Below are 14,990 nucleotides of genomic sequence, written 5' to 3' on the forward strand. Positions count from 1 at the left end.
CCTGGACGCGATGCCGCAGCAGTCCCTGAACGCCTACCAGGACCAGTGCGCGCCGGCCAACCCCCGGATGCCGATGCTGGACGACATGCAGGACATCATGCGAAACGCCTACTACGGCAAGTGACCGCCTCCGGCGTGGAGTGCGGAGGGCCCGTTGCGGCGGGCCCTCCGACCCTGTGCCGCCGGTGAGGTGCGCCGCGCGAGCCCCTACCGCGATGCCGTCAACCGCTACCTCGGCGCGTACGGCTACCACGAGACGCGGGATGCCGCGCCCGTCCTGGCCCCGACGCAGCCCGAGCGGAGCAGGTTCGGATCGGTGCTGGTCGGCGTGGACGACTCCCCGACCAGCTACACCGCGGTGGACCATGCCGCGATCGAGGCGGAGCTACGCGGCTGGGATCTGCGGCTGGTACACGTGCAGCATGCCGGTACCGCCAGGTATCCGGCCCGCGACCTCGGCGCGCGGCTGCTCGAACGGATGACCGACCGGGTACACGACTACTCGCCGACCGTGGCGGTGACCAGCCGCCTGGTGATCGGGTCGCCGGCCACGATGCTGCTGACCCAGGCCGAGACCTCGGATCTGGTCGTCGTCGGGCACCGGCACGGTCTCGCCGTTGCCACGCTCGGTATGACGGTCGGAGACCGCGTCGCCATCCACCACCACGGTGCCGTTCTGGTGGTGCGGGTACCCGGTTGGCCCCCTGGTCCGCGGTTCGGCAGTCGGCCGATCGTGGTCGGCGTGGATGCCTCGCCGACATCGCCGCTGACGATCCGGTTCGCGCTGCGCGAGGCCCAGCTGCGGGGCAGTGAATTGGTCATGCTGCACGCCACCGGGGCCGGCCGCGTGCCGCCGGACCGGCTGGACCGCCGCGACGACGTGGTCGTCCATCAGCGGTACGTCGGCGGCGATCCGGTCACCGCGCTGGTGGACGCGTCCGGCAAGGCAGCCGCCGTCATCGTGGGCCGGCACGGCGGTCGGTCCGTCGGCGCTCTGCGGCAGGGCTCCGTGAGCCGGGCCCTGCTCCAGCGTGCCGACTGCCCGGTGTTCCTGGTCGCCTGACCGCGGGCCCTCGGCCGGTGGATCGATGCGGGGGCCCGCGACCGGAGGCACTCGGCCAGGAGCGCCGGTGGTCATCCGCCGGGGATCTCCCGAACGACCGCGACGGTGCAGGCGGCGTGGTGCAGCAGATGCTGACTGACTGAGCCGAGCAGCATGCCGCGGACGGCGCCTCGTCCCCGGGTGCCGACCACGAGGAGTTGGGCGGTGGTGCCGGCCAGGGCCAACGCGTTGGCCGGGTGGTCCACCACGGCTTCGGCGGTGATCTCCAACGTGGGGAACTTGTCGCGCCAGGTGGCGACTGCCTCGTCCAACGGGCGGCGTTCGTCGGCCGTGACGCTGCGCGCGACGATCGGGCTCTCCGCCCAGATGCCGGTCACTGGCGCCCAGGCGCGGATCACCCGCAGCGGCACGCCGCGAGCAGCCGCTTGTTCGACCGCGAAGCGCAGCGCAAGGTGGGCGCTGGGCGAGTCGTCCACTCCGACCACGACCGGCTGGTTCGGTGCCGGGTCGCCGCGGACCACGAGGACCGGGCAGTGGGCGTGCGCGCTGACCGCGACGCTGACGGAACCGAGCAGTCCCGCTACGGCGCTGTGGCCCCGGCTGCCGACCACCACGAGGCCGGCGTCGATCGATCGTTCGATGAGCGTCAACGCCGCGCTCGCACTCACGATGGACATCTCGGTCCGCACGTCGGGGTGACTGTGCTTTGCCGCCGTGACGGCCTCCCGGAGCATCCCCTTGACGGCCCGGTCGGTTTCCCCGTCGGGCCAGACTGCAGGGGCCGAGGTGGTGGCGACCGCCGGTGCCCATTGCGGCCACTCGTAGGCGTAGAAGAACTCGACCGAGGCTCCGGTGCGGGTGGCTTCATCGAGCGCCCACCGGGCGGCGGCGCGGGCGTCGGCCGACTGGTCGTAGCCCACGATGATCCTTCTGGTGTTCATGGTGTTGCTCCTTTTTTCCAGCGGCGGACGAGGTGGAGTGCGAGCCCTGGGATCACCGCGATGAGCGTGCAGGCCGCCAGCTCGGTGAGGGTGAGCGCTTCCGTGCCGAGCAACGTCTGCAGGGGTGTCAGCAGCACCCCGGCGACCTGCAGGACGGCGGAGAGCGCGACGGCGCCCAGCAGCGAAAGGTTGCGGGGAGTGCCGGGCTGCGGGGTGGCGCGTACGGCCAGAGCGACGCCGAGCTGGGCGAGTCCGAGGACGACGAACATCACCGACTGCCACGGCCGGTCGAGCTGGTGGGCCACCACGCCGGCGCTCAGCACGACGGCCGCGACGCACAGGCCGCCGAGCAGCACACTGCGGAGCAACCCGTCGCCGAGTACCGACTCCTGTGGCGAGCGGGGGCGGCGCCGCAACACACCGGCCTCCGCGGGTTCGGCTCCCAGTGCCACTCCGGGGATGCCGTGGGTGAGCAGATTGACCCAGAGCAATTGGCCCGGCAGTAGCGGCAGGGGCATGCCGAGGAACGGTCCGGCCAGCATCACCAGCAGTTCGGCGATGCCGCCGGAGAGGGCGTAGCGCAGGAAGCGGCGGATGTTGTCGTAGATCCGGCGGCCTTCGCCGATCGCGGCGGCGACGGTGGCCAGGTTGTCGTCGACCAGGACGAGCTCGGCGGCCTGTCGCGCCACTTCGGTGCCGCCGCCCATGGCCACACCGATGTCGGCACGCCGCAGGGCGGGTGCGTCGTTGACCCCGTCGCCGGTCATGGCGACCACTTCGCCGCGGCGCTGCGGTTCGGCGATGATGTCGAGCTTCTGTTCCGGCTGGATGCGGGCGAACACGCGGGTCCGGTCGATGTCGGCCGCGGTCAATGGGCCGGTGTCGCCGCGGGCCACCCGGTCGCCCGGCTCGAGGATCCCGAGTTGTGCGCCGATCGCGGCGGCGGTGGCCGGGTGATCGCCGGTGATGAGCAGCAGGTGTACGCCGGCGGCCTCAAACGCCGCGGCGGTGTCACGTGCGGTGTCGCGCAACGGGTCGCCGATGCCCACCAGACCGAGGGTGCGCAGGGGCGGCGGGTCGGCGGGATCCGGCGCGACCGCGACCGTAGCAGCGCTGATCGCCAGCACCCGTAGGCCGTTCGCCGCGAGTTCCGCGGCCGCGGCCAGCAGCGTCGCGTCCGAGCCCGTGTCGAGTAGGCTTTCCGGGGCCCCCTTGGCAACCACCAGCGCGTCTCCGGTGGGCGAGCGGTGCACGGTCGTCATCCGTCTGGTCGCCTGGTCGAACGGGTGTTCGGCGATTCGCGGGGTGGCTGCCCGTTGCCGGCGAGGGTCCAGCCCGCACCGGGCGGCAAAGGCGACCAGCGCAACTTCCATCGGATCCCCGGCCGGTGCCCAGTCCGATCCGTCGCCGGCCGGCGGAATCAGATCGGCGTCGTTGCAGAGCAGCCCTGCCTCGGCGAGCATCCGAAGATCATCGGGTGCCGGCACCGGACCGCCCTCGCGCCGGATCTCGCCGCTGGGGGAGTATCCGGCGCCCGAGACCGTGTAGCGGGTGCCGTCCGCGGTGACGGCCTGCTGCACCGACATCCGGTTCTGGGTGAGCGTGCCGGTCTTGTCGGACGCGATCACGGTCACCGATCCGAGCGTCTCGACGGCGTGTAGCCGGCGGGGGATCGCCCGGGTGTGGGCCATCCGTCGCGCACCGAGGGCGAGCGCCAGGGTGACGACAGCGGGTAGTGACTCCGGCACCGCCGCGACGACCAGGCTGACGGCGGTGATCGCCATGCGCGCGACCGGCTCACCGGCCAGCACACCGAGGGCGAAGACGACGCCGGAAACCGCGACGGCGGTGCCGCCCAGCACCCGTCCGAGGGCGGCGATCCGCCGCTGCAGCGGGGTCGGGCCGGGCTTCGTGCGGGCCACCAGGGCCGAGATGCGGCCCAACGAACTCGCCGCCCCGGTCCGGACGACCACGCCGGCGGCGCGCCCGACGGTCAGGACTGTTCCGGCGCCGGCCTCCTCGCCGGTCTCCCGGTGCACCGGGACGGATTCGCCGGTCAGTGCCGACTCGTCGAAGCGCGCCCGCTGCACGTCGACGAGATCGAGGTCGGCGGGCACGATGTCACCCGCCTCCAGCCGGACCAGATCACCCTGGACCAGCTGGGCCGCGGGAACGATCTGGTCGGCACCGTCGCGTACCACCCGGGCGGTCGGGGCGGCGAGCTGATCGAGTGCGGCGATCGCCCGGTCCGCACGGATCTCCTGAATGACACCGATCAAGGTGTTCACGGTGACGACCAGCAGGATCACGGCGGTGTCGGGCAGGTCGCCCAGCAGGGCGGTGACGACGGCGGCGACGAGCAGCAGCGCGATGAGCGGATCTGCCAGCTGCCGGGCGATGCGGGCCACCAGCCGTCGGGGTGCCGCCGCGGCCACCGTGTTGGGGCCGTCGGCGGCCAGCCGGACAGCCGCCTCGACAGTGGTCAGGCCGCGGGTCGCGGCAACCGTGCTGGTGTCCACGATCGGCTCCTTCGCCTCGGTCGGGCATCGCACCCTCCAGGTTTCGCGGACCGGGCGCGGGGTGGCAGGGCCGTTGGACCCGGTCCGCCGGGCCCGGTGGCGGCTGCCAGCCTTGGCACAGAGCCCCCGGGTGAGTAGGAAGGTGGAATGATTCGTGTCTTCCTCCTCGACGACCATGAGGTCGTCCGCCGCGGCCTCGCCGACCTCCTCCATGCCGCCGGCGACATCGAGGTGGTGGGCGAGTCCGGCTCCGCGCAGGAGGCGGCCCGCCGCATCCCGGCGCTGCGGCCGCGCGTGGCGGTCCTCGACGCCCGGTTACCTGACGGCAGCGGCATCGACGTGTGCCGGGACGTGCGGGCGGTGGACTCGTCGATCAAAGGGCTGATCCTGACTTCGTATGAGGACGACGAGGCGCTGTTCGCCGCGATCATGGCGGGCGCTGCGGGCTACGTTCTCAAGCAGATCCGCGGCAGCGATCTGGTCGACGGCATCCGGCGGGTCGCGGCCGGGCAGTCGCTGCTCGATCCGGCGGTGACCCAGCGGGTGCTCGAACGCATTCGCAACGGCGTGGAGCAACCACGCGAACTGGCGTCGTTGAGCGCGCAGGAGCGCAAGATCCTCGAGTACGTGGCGGAGGGCCTGACCAACCGGGAGATCGCGGGCCGGATGTTCCTGGCCGAGAAGACCGTGAAGAACTATGTGTCCAGCCTGCTCGCCAAGCTCGGCCTGGAGCGGCGTACCCAGGCCGCGGTGCTCGCCACCCGGCTCCTCGGGGAGCATCCGCACTGACCGCGCGCCGTGCCCATGGCTCGTTCAGCAGACGATCAGGCCGCCGCCACTACGGCCTCGGCGGCGACGGTGGCGAAACGGAGCCGGCCAACCGGGTCACGCCGACGACGGGCCGGAACGCGGCGCCGTCCGGGCCGACGATCCAGGCGCCGACGGGCCGTTCGCCGTCGACCACGAGTAGCACGGTGACAGCGGCGGGTGTCGCGGCGGGCCGGTCGTCGATCGAGGTGGTCATCACAGTCGCTCCCTATCTGCTGTCCGACGAGGCCGCCGGGCAGGCGGCGCGGCCGGCTTCCAGCCGGGCGACGGGGACGCGGAACGGTGAGCAGGACACGTAGTCCAGCCCGGCGTGGTGGAAGAACCGGACGGAGGCGGGGTCGCCGCCGTGTTCCCCGCAGACCCCGACGGTCAGGTCCGGCCGGGTGGCTCGGCCGCGTTCGACGGCGATCCGGACGAGTTCGCCGACGCCGTCGGTGTCGATCGTTTCGAACGGTGACGCGGCGAAGATGCCCGAAGTCCTCGGCGGGTACGCCGAACACGGTCTTGCCGAACATCTGGATGAGGCGCCGGTACGAGTCCCAGGCGAACCGCTCGTCGCCGCTCTGCACGGCCAGTCCCCGCACACTGGAGTCGGTCAGGCCGATGTCCAGAATGGTCTCCATCATGCCGGGCATCGAGAACTTGCCGCCGGAACGGACCGACAGCAGCAGCGGATCCTGCGGGTCGCCGAGCTCCTTCTCCATCCGGGCCTCGACCAGCCGCAGATGCTCCTGCACCTCGCCGAACAGTCCGGCCGGGACCGATCCGGTACGCAGATAGGCACGGCAGGCCTCGGTGGTGATGGTGAAGCCGGGCGGCACCGGCAGACCCATCCGGGTCATCTCCGCGAGGTTGGCGCCCTTGCCGCCGAGCAGGTCCTTGAGATCCTTGTTGCCTTCCGCGAAGTCGTAGACGTACCTGGCCATCCGGCTCACCCTCATCAGCTCGGCGCGTATGTGTCCTCCTCTGGTGGTACGCCCGGCGACGTCCCGGCCAGTAGGGCCGGACGGCCCTGCTCCCGCCTCGGCACACGGCGAGAGGCTGGAGGTGACGACAACGCCTGGAGGCAACGATGAGCTACCGCATCGCCATCAACGGATTCGGCCGCATCGGCCGCAACTATCTTCGCGCCCTGCTGAACAAGGACCTGTCCAACGCGGGCTTCCAGGTGGTCGCGATCAACGACCTTTACGACACCGCCACCCTCGCCCACCTCCTCGAGTACGACTCGACGTTCGGCCGGCTCGACGCAGAGGTGAGCTACACCGACGACGCCCTGACTGTCGGCTGGCATACCATCCCGGTCTTCTCGCGGCGTTCGCCCGACCAGCTGCCGTGGGCGGAGCTCGGCGTCGATCTCGTCATCGAGTCGACCGGCAAGTTGCGCGCCCGGGACGACGCCGCGCTGCACCTCAAGGCGGGCGCGTCGCGGGTCCTGATCTCCTCGCCGGGCAAGGGTGTCGACGCGACGTTGGTGCCGGGTGTCAACGCCGACACTTATGACCCGTTGCGGCACCGCATTGTCTCCGGGGCTTCCTGCACCACCAACTGCGTGGCGCCGCTGGTGAAGGTGCTGCACGAGGCATTCGGCCTCGAACGCGGCTATCTGACGACCGTGCACGCGTACACCAACGATCAGAACGTCCTGGACGCGCCGCACAAGGATGCGCGCCGGGCCCGGGCCGCGGGAGTGAACATCATCCCGACCAGCACCGGCGCCGCCAAGGCCGTGGGCCTGGTCCTGCCGGAGCTGGCCGGCCGGCTCGACGGGGTCGCCCTGCGGGTCCCGGTCGTGGACGGCTCGATCAGCGACCTGACCCTCCAACTCGGCACCGAGGTGACCGCCGAGCAGGTGAACCAGGCCGTCGAGCAGGCCGCGGCGACCGGCGGCCCGATGCACGGCATCATCCGCTACACGCAGGCTCCGATCGTGTCGACGGACATCGTCGGCGACCCGGCCTCCTGCGTCTTCGACGCCCAGCTCACCCAGGCGAGTGGCCGGCTGGTCAAGGTCTTCGGCTGGTACGACAACGAGTGGGGCTACACCAACCGGCTGGTCGACCTGACCAAGCTGCTGGCCGAGCGGAGATGACATCGTGAGCTGAGGGGAGGAGAGGTGTCCCGGGACACGCAAGGGCCGGCCGGACCGGTCGGCCCCGTCCTCATCGGCGTCCTCGGCGCCGCGCCGGCCGAAGAGGCGTTGCGGTACGCCTTCGACGAGGCCGGCCGCCGCGCCGCCGCGTTGCTCGTGCTGCTGGCCGGCGACGAGCCGGGCGACGGTGGAGTGGGCCACGACGACATGGTGCAGCGGTGGTCGGAGAAGTACCCCGATGTGCATGTCACGATCACGGTTCGCCGCCGGCTCGATCCCGCCGTGGTGCTCGCGGCCCTGTCGCGGGACTGCGGCCTGCTCGTCGTTGCGCAGCCCGCGGATCCGGCCGGGACAGCGTTGGTCGGTGCCCTGTCTCGCCGTGCCCATTGTCCGATGGTGGTCTGCGGGTCCGGCGTCGCGTGAGATGACCAGCTCAGCCCGGGGCAAGTACGGCGAGCGGGCACGCCGTCCGGCCGACCAGCCGGCGGACGGTGTGTCCGAGCGGCTCGCCGGTGACGTCCGGCGTACCGCGGGCGGCCACCACCAAAAGTCCGGCCTCGGCGCTCAGCGCGATCAAGGCGCGCCCCACGTCGGGGTCGTGCAGAATCTCGCGTTCGGCCGCCACGGCCTGTTCCGGATCCAGGTGGTCGTAGAGCACCGTGGACAGCAGCAGGTCGGCGTCGGACATCAGCTCCCGCCCTGTCCCGGGGACAGCCATGGCGCGCCCGGTCCACACGTGCACCAGGCGCAGGGGCACACCCAGGCGACGGGCCTGTTCGGCGGCGTACCGGACGACGCGACCAGGACAAGCGTCGTCGTCGACGGCTGCCGCCACGATCGCGCCCGCCGGTCCCGGGGTCCGGCCGCTCACCAGGACCGCGCCGCCGCCGACTGCGGTGTGGTGGCCGCGTTCCCCATCGGGCTGCCGGTCGATCTCCCGAATGATGGCGGTGGCTGTCTCGTCGAGCCGGTCACCGAGGTCGGACTTCATCGGGACCTCCTCATCCACATGCGCCATGTCACCGCAAGCGTTACCCCCGCGTGCTCGCGCGGGCAGGGCCGTTGGTCCTTGATCGAGCCTGGTCGCGGTGGTGGTGACGTAACGCGATCCCGGGACCATCGACCCTGTCACCGCCATGGTCGACGTTGCTGTGATGAGCGCAGACGCCACAGCGTAGGAGGCCGGCGATGAACGACATCGGCACTCAGCGGCCGCGATCGCGGCCGGCCGGACCCGATCTCACCGCCTGCGTCCGGTCGGCGACGGCCGCTCCCTCGCTGCACAACAGCCAGCCGTGGCGCTTCCACATCGGAGCGCGCGGAGTCGAGGTCTACGCCGATCCCCACCGGCGGCTCGACGTCCTCGACCCGACCGGCCGGGAAATGCTGATCAGCGTCGGTGCCGCCATGTTCACGCTGCGGCTCGCCATCCGCGGCGCCGGGTACCTCAGCGACCTGAAGCTCTTTCCGGTCGCGGCGGAGCCCGACCTCGTCGCCCGCGTCACGGTACGACGGTCGATGGCACCGCCCCCGGCCGCCGAAGCACTGGTGGCGGCAATTCCGCACCGGCACACGAACCGGTGGCCGTTCGTCCGGTCCGTCGTGCCGGCCGACGCGGTGGAACGTCTGGTTGACGCTGCCCGCCGCGAAGGTGCGACGCTCACAGTCGCGGGTGCGGCGAGCCGTAACGCGATCCTGAGCCTGTCTCAGCAGGCCGACCGGGTGCTGAGAGCGAAGGGCCGGTACCGCGCCGAACTGGCCCGGTGGACCAGCCCGCATCGGGGCCGGCGAGACGGCGTGCCGTCGACGGCGATCGGCCCGTGGGACGCCCTGGAGGTGCTGCCGATCCGCGATTTCGGGTTGCTGCAGCCCCGCCTGGACCGGCCGGTGGTTCAGTTCGAGCCGTACCCGACCATCATGGTGTTGTCCACCGACGGCGACACCAGGCGTCACTGGGTGGGCGCCGGGCAGGCTCTGCAGCGGGTGTTGCTCACGGCGACCTGGCTGAACCTGTCCACCACCCCGATCAGCCAGCCGGTGGAGATCCCGGCCGTGCGCAGACTGCTGACGGACACCCGCACCGGCAAGTGGGCCCAGATCGTCCTCCGGGTCGGCTATGGCCGCCCGGCGACGGCCACACCGCGACGCCGGCTCGCGGAGGTCCTGATCGAGGACGGAACGGAATAGCCGGTTCGGGCCGTTCGGCCCTCACGGTCACCGCCGCGGCGGCGCAAGGTCGGAGGAGGACGGGGGAGAGGAGGAGTCATGCGAGGACTCGTGTACGACGGTCCCGGCAAACGTGCGTGGACCGAGGTTCCGGACCCGGTGATCCAGCAGCCGGGCGACGCGATCATTCGGGTCGACGCCGTCACCATCTGCGGTACCGACCTGCACATCCTGGGCGGCGACGTGCCGGCCGTGCAGCCCGGACGGATACTCGGTCACGAGGCGGTGGGCACGGTCGTCGAGACCGGATCCGCGGTGCACGGGCTCGCCGTCGGCGACCGGGTGCTGGCCTCCTGCATCACCGCCTGCGGCATCTGCCGGTTCTGCCGCGAGGGCAGCTACGGGCAGTGCCTCGGCGGCGGTGGCTGGATCCTCGGTCACCTGGTCGACGGCGTGCAGGCCGAGTTCGCCCGGATCCGGTACGCGGATCTGTCGACGTACCACCTGCCGGACGGCGTCTCCGACGAGGCGGCGGTGCTGCTCGCCGACATCCTGCCCACCTCGTACGAGGTGGGGGTGCTCAACGGCCGGGTCCGCCCGGGAGACACCGTCGCGATCGTCGGCGCCGGCCCGATCGGCCTGGCCGCCATCATCACCGCGCGGCTGTTCTCGCCGGCGCACGTCGTGGCAATCGACAAGGCGGAGAGCCGGCTGCAGGCCGCGAAGGTCGTCGGCGCGGACGTCACCGTCCTGGCCGCCGACGATCCGTTGGCCGCCGTGCGATCGCTGACCGGTGGCCTCGGTGCCGACGTGGCGATGGAGGCGGTGGGCACGCCCGCGACGTTCGAGCTGTGCGCGGCCCTGGTACGCCCGGGCGGCCGGGTGGCCAACATCGGCGTGCACGGCGGACCGGCCACGCTGCACCTGGAAGACCTGTGGATCCGCAATGTCACCATCACCACCGGGCTGGTCGACACGTACTCCACGCCGCGGCTGCTGGACATGCTGGTCGCCGGTCAGCTCGACATCGGTCACATGGTGACGCACCGGTTCCGGTTGCCCGAGATCATGGAGGCGTACGACGTGTTCTCCCGCCCGGCCGAGACCGGCGCGCTGAAGGTGGTGCTGACCCGATGAGAAAGTCGTGGTGGTTCGGCGGTCTCGGCCTGGCGGTGACCGCCGCCTACTCGCCGAGGGCGCGTCGCTGGTATCTCACCTGGGGGGCCACGGCGGACGAGGTGGCTCGGACGATGCCGGGCGACGAACTGTTGCTGTTGCCGGACATCGTCTCCACCCGGGCGGTCACCATCGACGCGCCGCCGTCGGAGGTGTGGCCGTGGCTGGTGCAGATGGGCAGCGGTCGCGGCGGTGCGTACACCTACGACTGGATCGAGAACCTGCTCGGCCTGGACATGCACAGCGCTTCGGAGATCCTGCCGCAGTTCCAGCACCTGGCGGTCGGTGACGTGCTGCCGATGGGTGACGGCTCGCCCGGTATGCGGGTGGAGGTGTGCGACCCGGAACAGACCTTGACGCTGCGCTCCGAGGACGGCCGCTGGGTGTGGATCTTCGGGCTGTACCCGGACGTCAGCGGCATGCGGCTGGTCAGCCGCAACCGGATCGCCGAACCCGGGGCATCGCCGCTGCGGCGCTTGGCCGACAGGCTCCTGATGGAGCCGGGCAGCCTGGTCATGGAGCGCCGGATGCTGCTGGGTATCCGGGACCGTGCCGAGTCGGTGACCGACCGGCCGGCGCCCGTGCCGGCCCATTAGCGCCGTACGGTGAGCGCGACGCCGTCGTGGGCGGCCAGCGTGCCCGGGCTGGTGAACGCGATCCAGCCGCCACGGACCAGGACGAGCTCGACGAGTTCGTCCACCGCGTCGTCGACGACGTCGGGATGGTCGATGTCCAGGGCCGGGATGAGTGTGTCGCCGCCGTCGCTGAGCCGGGCCGGGTAGAACAGGGTCTCGTCCACGGCGAGCATCTCCGGTCGTGCGGTCCGGTGATCGGCAGCCGGATCAGCGCCTGGTGGGACGCGCTTGCGTACAGGGCGCGCGCATGCCCGGCCGGCCCTCGGCGGACCTGGTCGACCAGCGAGTGCAGACGGCGCACGGCGGGTGCGGCAGCGGCCGCCTCCGGTCGGGACGGACTGTTGACCGGCGCCGGGTTGCGGGCGCCTCCACGGGATGCAGGTAGCCGGCGGGTCCGGCAGGGCGGCGGCGGTGCGGGCCACGGCCGGGTCGGTCGGGCCGTCGGTGAACACGGCCACCACTGTGCCGGCGCCGGGGCGCGGCCGGCGACGGAGTGGAGGTGTACGGGGCTGTCGCTGAGTGGCATACCGGGCTCCTTCTGCCGGGTGGGGAGGTGGTCGGCTGTGCCGGGTGTGCTGCACAGGCAGACGCGGCGTGGTCAGTTCCGTGGCGCTGTGGATGCCGGGGTGGTGGACTCACCGGCGTCCGGCTCGCCGGTGCCACCGCGGGTGGACATCAGGCTCCAGGCGATCGAGACGCCGATCGTGGCCACGATGACGCCGAGGGTCAGCGGGATGGGCAGCTTGCCCACCGGGGTCTCGGAGAGGATCAGCTTGACTCCGGCGAAGGCGAGCAGGACCGCCAGCCCGTAGTGCAGGTGGACGAACCGGCGCAGCAGCCCGGCCAGGCAGAAGTACAGGCTGCGCAGCCCGAGCACGGCGAACGCGTTCGCGGACCAGACGATGAACGTGCTGGTGGTGATCGCCAGGATGGCGGCCACCGAGTCGATCGCGAAGATCAGGTCGGTGGCCTCCACCGCGACGAGCGCGACGAACAGCAGGGTGGCGACGCGGCGGCCGTCGAGGCGGACGAAGAAGCGGTCGCCGTGGTAGGCCGGGTCGGTGGGAATGACCCTCCGGACCAGGCGGACCACTGGATTGCGGTCCGGCGGCGCCTGCTTGCCGTGGCGGAACGCCATCTTGTAGCCGGTCCAGATCAGGAACGCGCCGAAGACGTACGCGGTCCAGAAGAACGTCTCCAGCAGTTCCGCGCCGACGAAGATGAACACCAGGCGGAACAGCAGCGCGCCGATGACGCCCCAGAACAGCACCTTGTGCTGCACCGCGGGAGGCACCGCGAACCAGCTGAAGATGAGCGCGAACACGAACACGTTGTCGATCGACAGCGCCTTCTCGATCAGGTAGCCGGCGTAGTACGTGCCGGCCACGTCGCCGCCCTGCCACCACCAGAGCAGGGCGCCGAAGCTGAGTCCGGCCGCGATCCAGGCGGCCGACCAGAGCGCGGCCTCGCGGAAGCCGATGACATGGTTGTCGCGGTGTGCGAGCAGGTCGACCGCCAGCATCGCGGCGATGACGACGGTGAGCACGAGCCAGACCCACCAGGACACGGACATGGGGAACCTCCCTCGACCAGGCCGGCCGGAGCCGGCGGTGCGGTCGACGGTCTCCCCGGACCGCCCGCGCGGTGCGGCGGTCGCGCCACCGGGACCGGTCGTGTCCGGTTCCGTATTGACGGCGGCGCGTGGTGCGTCGGGTACTCCCCCTCGAACTGCGAACCATTATTCACGAAGAGAGATTCGTGTGTCAACGTTCCGGTATGGTGGCGCCCGTGTCGACCGGCTGGACGTTTCTCACCAACCACGCTCACGTACTGCTCGTGATCGCCCGGGACCCGGAGGCCCGGCTACGCGACGTCGCCGACGTGGTCGGCGTGACCGAACGCGCGGCGCAGGCGATCGTGGCCGACCTGGAGACGGCCGGATATCTCACCCGGGAACGGATCGGCCGGCGCAACCGCTACACGGTGAACCCGGCCGGACGCTTCCGGCACCCGGCGGAGGCCGAGCACCGCGTCGGCGAGTTGCTCGCACTGTTCACCCCGGACACGCGTCCGCGCCCCGGCGGCCGAGACTGACCGCCGGGGCGTGCGCCGTCACGACGACGTGGTGACGTACGCCGGCGGCGGACCGGTCACCGGCGGCGCCGGCGGCAGACCCCGATCCCGCGGTCCGCTGCCGTGGCGGCGGCCGAGACCCGTACCGCCCAAGATGATCAACGCCACGGCGAGCAGCGTCAGCGCGATGCCCGCGCCCAGCAGTCCGCCGCCCAGACCGGTCAGGTCGGGCAGGTTGGTGGCCGCCTCGACGTCGCCGACGATGCCGGTGGATCCGTCCCCGTTGGCCAGCACGACGGCGAAGTTGCCGTCGGTGGCCCGCCAGCTGACGGTGGCGGTGCCCGCGCCGGTGCCGGTGGCCAGCCAGAAGTCCTGCGTCACCGGAGCGCTCACCGCCCGGACCGCCCCGCCGGACCGGACGTAGTCGCCCATGCCGGAGGACACCGACTCCAGTTCGTCGTGCGCGGTCCCGGCCAGCCACGCGTCCACCGCGGACTCCGGCGCGATGCCGACGAACAGGTACTGACCGGCCGTACCGGTGACGGTGATCCGAACCTCACCGATGTCGGTGAAGCCGCGGGTCAGGACGTCACCGGCGGACAGCGTGATGCCTTCCGCGGTGACCGCCGCGGTGGTGGACCGCATACTCATCACCGGAGCGCTGACGAAGCCCTGGTCGTCGCGCGCCCGATCCAGCGCCAGCAGCGCGCCACCGGCGACGGCCAGGCCGGCGCCGGGCGCCAGCAGCAGTACGCCGGCGATCAGCGCGGTCACCGGTCCGGCGACCCCGTGCGATGCGGTACGCGGTGCGACCGGTGCCGCCGCGGCTGCACCGGCGGGGTCGTCGTCCGGCTCCCGGTCGCCCTGGTCCAGCCGGAACGGCGGATACCGCGGGGTGAGCAGGAGCAGGTACGCGATCAGCCGCAGGTTCCACCGTGCGACGCCGACCAGCAGGTCGTACAGCCCGCGCGGATACCGGCCGGTGAACAACAGCGCCGCTGCCGCGATCAGAACACCGGCGGCGACCACGCTGATCGGCGCCGACCTCGTAGTGCCGTCCCCGATGTCGAACTCCCACGTGATCGCGCCGGTCAGTGCCCCCAGTAGCAGTACGTGCGGCACCGCGAACAGCCACGCCACCAGGGGTAGCCAGCGCGGCGGCCGAGGGTGCCCGGTGACGCTCAACCGGGCCGGATAGTCCGGCACGTCGGCCAGGGTGAACGGCGGATACCGGTCGGTTCCCAGCACCTGGTATCCGTAGTAGCTCACCCGCCAGGTCCAGCGCAGGACCCCGGTGTGGTAGGCCGCGATCGCGGCCGGGTAACGGCCGGTGAACAGTACGGCCAGGTACGCCACCAGGGTCAGCACGACCAGGCCGGTCCACAGGACGATGAGCACGATGACGTGCGGGATCAGCAACAGCCACTTGACGAGCCAGAGCCATCGGCTCAACGACTCGTCGCGGTGCGCCTCGACCCGCAACGGATAGCGGTTCAT

Annotated in this window: 14 protein-coding genes and 1 pseudogene; 8 read left to right on the forward strand and 7 right to left on the reverse strand. The window is 71.6% G+C overall.

The window, feature by feature from the left end; all coding sequences use genetic code 11:
• The first annotated feature begins 154 nt into the window (after nt 1–154).
• Nucleotides 155–1,063: a universal stress protein gene (locus LDL48_RS39945; protein ID WP_225260393.1), complete on the forward strand. Its 909-nt coding sequence runs from the start codon at nt 155–157 to the stop codon at nt 1,061–1,063.
• A gap of 71 nt (nt 1,064–1,134) precedes the next feature.
• Here LDL48_RS39945 and LDL48_RS39950 read toward each other — a convergent pair whose 3' ends face one another.
• Both LDL48_RS39950 and LDL48_RS39955 read right to left on the reverse strand, forming a co-directional pair.
• Nucleotides 1,135–2,004 (reverse strand): universal stress protein, encoded by an 870-nt coding sequence (locus LDL48_RS39950; protein ID WP_225260394.1) that lies wholly within the window; start codon nt 2,002–2,004, stop codon nt 1,135–1,137.
• A complete protein-coding gene (locus LDL48_RS39955; RefSeq protein WP_225260395.1) occupies nt 2,001–4,523 on the reverse strand; it encodes a cation-translocating P-type ATPase in 2,523 nt (840 codons plus the stop codon). Before LDL48_RS39955 ends, LDL48_RS39950 begins: the two co-directional genes overlap by 4 nt.
• A gap of 147 nt (nt 4,524–4,670) precedes the next feature.
• Here LDL48_RS39955 and LDL48_RS39960 point away from each other — a divergent pair, with 147 nt between their 5' ends.
• Nucleotides 4,671–5,312, forward strand: coding sequence for a LuxR C-terminal-related transcriptional regulator (locus LDL48_RS39960; protein ID WP_225260396.1), 642 nt, complete (start codon nt 4,671–4,673; stop codon nt 5,310–5,312).
• A 506-nt stretch (nt 5,313–5,818) separates the two neighbouring features.
• Here LDL48_RS39960 and LDL48_RS39970 read toward each other — a convergent pair.
• Nucleotides 5,819–6,277: pseudogene (locus LDL48_RS39970) on the reverse strand (PEP/pyruvate-binding domain-containing protein); the annotation flags it as partial.
• Between the two features lie 146 nt (nt 6,278–6,423).
• Between LDL48_RS39970 and gap the strand changes: the two are divergent.
• On the forward strand, nt 6,424–7,443 hold the full coding sequence (gene gap, locus LDL48_RS39975; protein ID WP_225260397.1) for a type I glyceraldehyde-3-phosphate dehydrogenase: 1,020 nt from the start codon (nt 6,424–6,426) through the stop codon (nt 7,441–7,443).
• A gap of 24 nt (nt 7,444–7,467) precedes the next feature.
• Complete coding sequence (locus LDL48_RS39980) at nt 7,468–7,866, forward strand: adenine nucleotide alpha hydrolase family protein (protein ID WP_225260398.1); 399 nt, start codon at nt 7,468–7,470, stop codon at nt 7,864–7,866.
• 10 nt (nt 7,867–7,876) lie between these two features.
• Here the strand turns inward: LDL48_RS39980 and LDL48_RS39985 are convergent, their stop codons facing one another.
• Nucleotides 7,877–8,434: a universal stress protein gene (locus LDL48_RS39985; RefSeq protein ID WP_225260399.1), complete on the reverse strand. Its 558-nt coding sequence runs from the start codon at nt 8,432–8,434 to the stop codon at nt 7,877–7,879.
• 197 nt (nt 8,435–8,631) lie between these two features.
• On the opposite strand from LDL48_RS39985, the gene LDL48_RS39990 reads away from it, so the two are divergent.
• The 3 genes from LDL48_RS39990 (at nt 8,632) to LDL48_RS40000 (ending at nt 11,381) form a co-directional block, all read left to right on the forward strand.
• The gene (locus tag LDL48_RS39990) at nt 8,632–9,630 is read left to right on the forward strand and encodes an Acg family FMN-binding oxidoreductase (protein ID WP_225260400.1); all 999 of its coding nucleotides are present in this window, start codon (nt 8,632–8,634) and stop codon (nt 9,628–9,630) included.
• A 78-nt stretch (nt 9,631–9,708) separates the two neighbouring features.
• Entirely contained in the window at nt 9,709–10,746 is a 1,038-nt protein-coding gene (locus tag LDL48_RS39995) for a zinc-dependent alcohol dehydrogenase family protein (RefSeq protein WP_225260401.1), read from the forward strand.
• The gene (locus LDL48_RS40000) at nt 10,743–11,381 is read left to right on the forward strand and encodes an SRPBCC family protein (protein ID WP_225260402.1); all 639 of its coding nucleotides are present in this window, start codon (nt 10,743–10,745) and stop codon (nt 11,379–11,381) included. Before LDL48_RS39995 ends, LDL48_RS40000 begins: the two co-directional genes overlap by 4 nt.
• On the opposite strand, the gene LDL48_RS40005 is transcribed toward LDL48_RS40000, so the two are convergent.
• Nucleotides 11,378–11,584, reverse strand: coding sequence for a hypothetical protein (locus LDL48_RS40005; RefSeq protein WP_225260403.1), 207 nt, complete (start codon nt 11,582–11,584; stop codon nt 11,378–11,380). The genes LDL48_RS40000 and LDL48_RS40005 overlap by 4 nt on opposite strands.
• A gap of 434 nt (nt 11,585–12,018) precedes the next feature.
• Nucleotides 12,019–12,993: a TerC family protein gene (locus LDL48_RS40010; RefSeq protein WP_225260404.1), complete on the reverse strand. Its 975-nt coding sequence runs from the start codon at nt 12,991–12,993 to the stop codon at nt 12,019–12,021.
• 215 nt (nt 12,994–13,208) lie between these two features.
• Here LDL48_RS40010 and LDL48_RS40015 point away from each other — a divergent pair, with 215 nt between their 5' ends.
• Nucleotides 13,209–13,514 carry a helix-turn-helix transcriptional regulator gene (locus LDL48_RS40015; RefSeq protein WP_225260405.1) on the forward strand — a complete coding sequence of 102 codons (306 nt, stop codon included), beginning with the start codon at nt 13,209–13,211 and terminating at the stop codon, nt 13,512–13,514.
• 18 nt (nt 13,515–13,532) lie between these two features.
• Here LDL48_RS40015 and LDL48_RS40020 read toward each other — a convergent pair whose 3' ends face one another.
• Nucleotides 13,533–14,990 (reverse strand): DUF4389 domain-containing protein, encoded by a 1,458-nt coding sequence (locus tag LDL48_RS40020; RefSeq protein ID WP_225260406.1) that lies wholly within the window; start codon nt 14,988–14,990, stop codon nt 13,533–13,535.

The sequence above is a fragment of the Jidongwangia harbinensis genome, from assembly GCF_020216025.1.
GTDB lineage: Bacteria > Actinomycetota > Actinomycetes > Mycobacteriales > Micromonosporaceae > Actinoplanes > Actinoplanes harbinensis.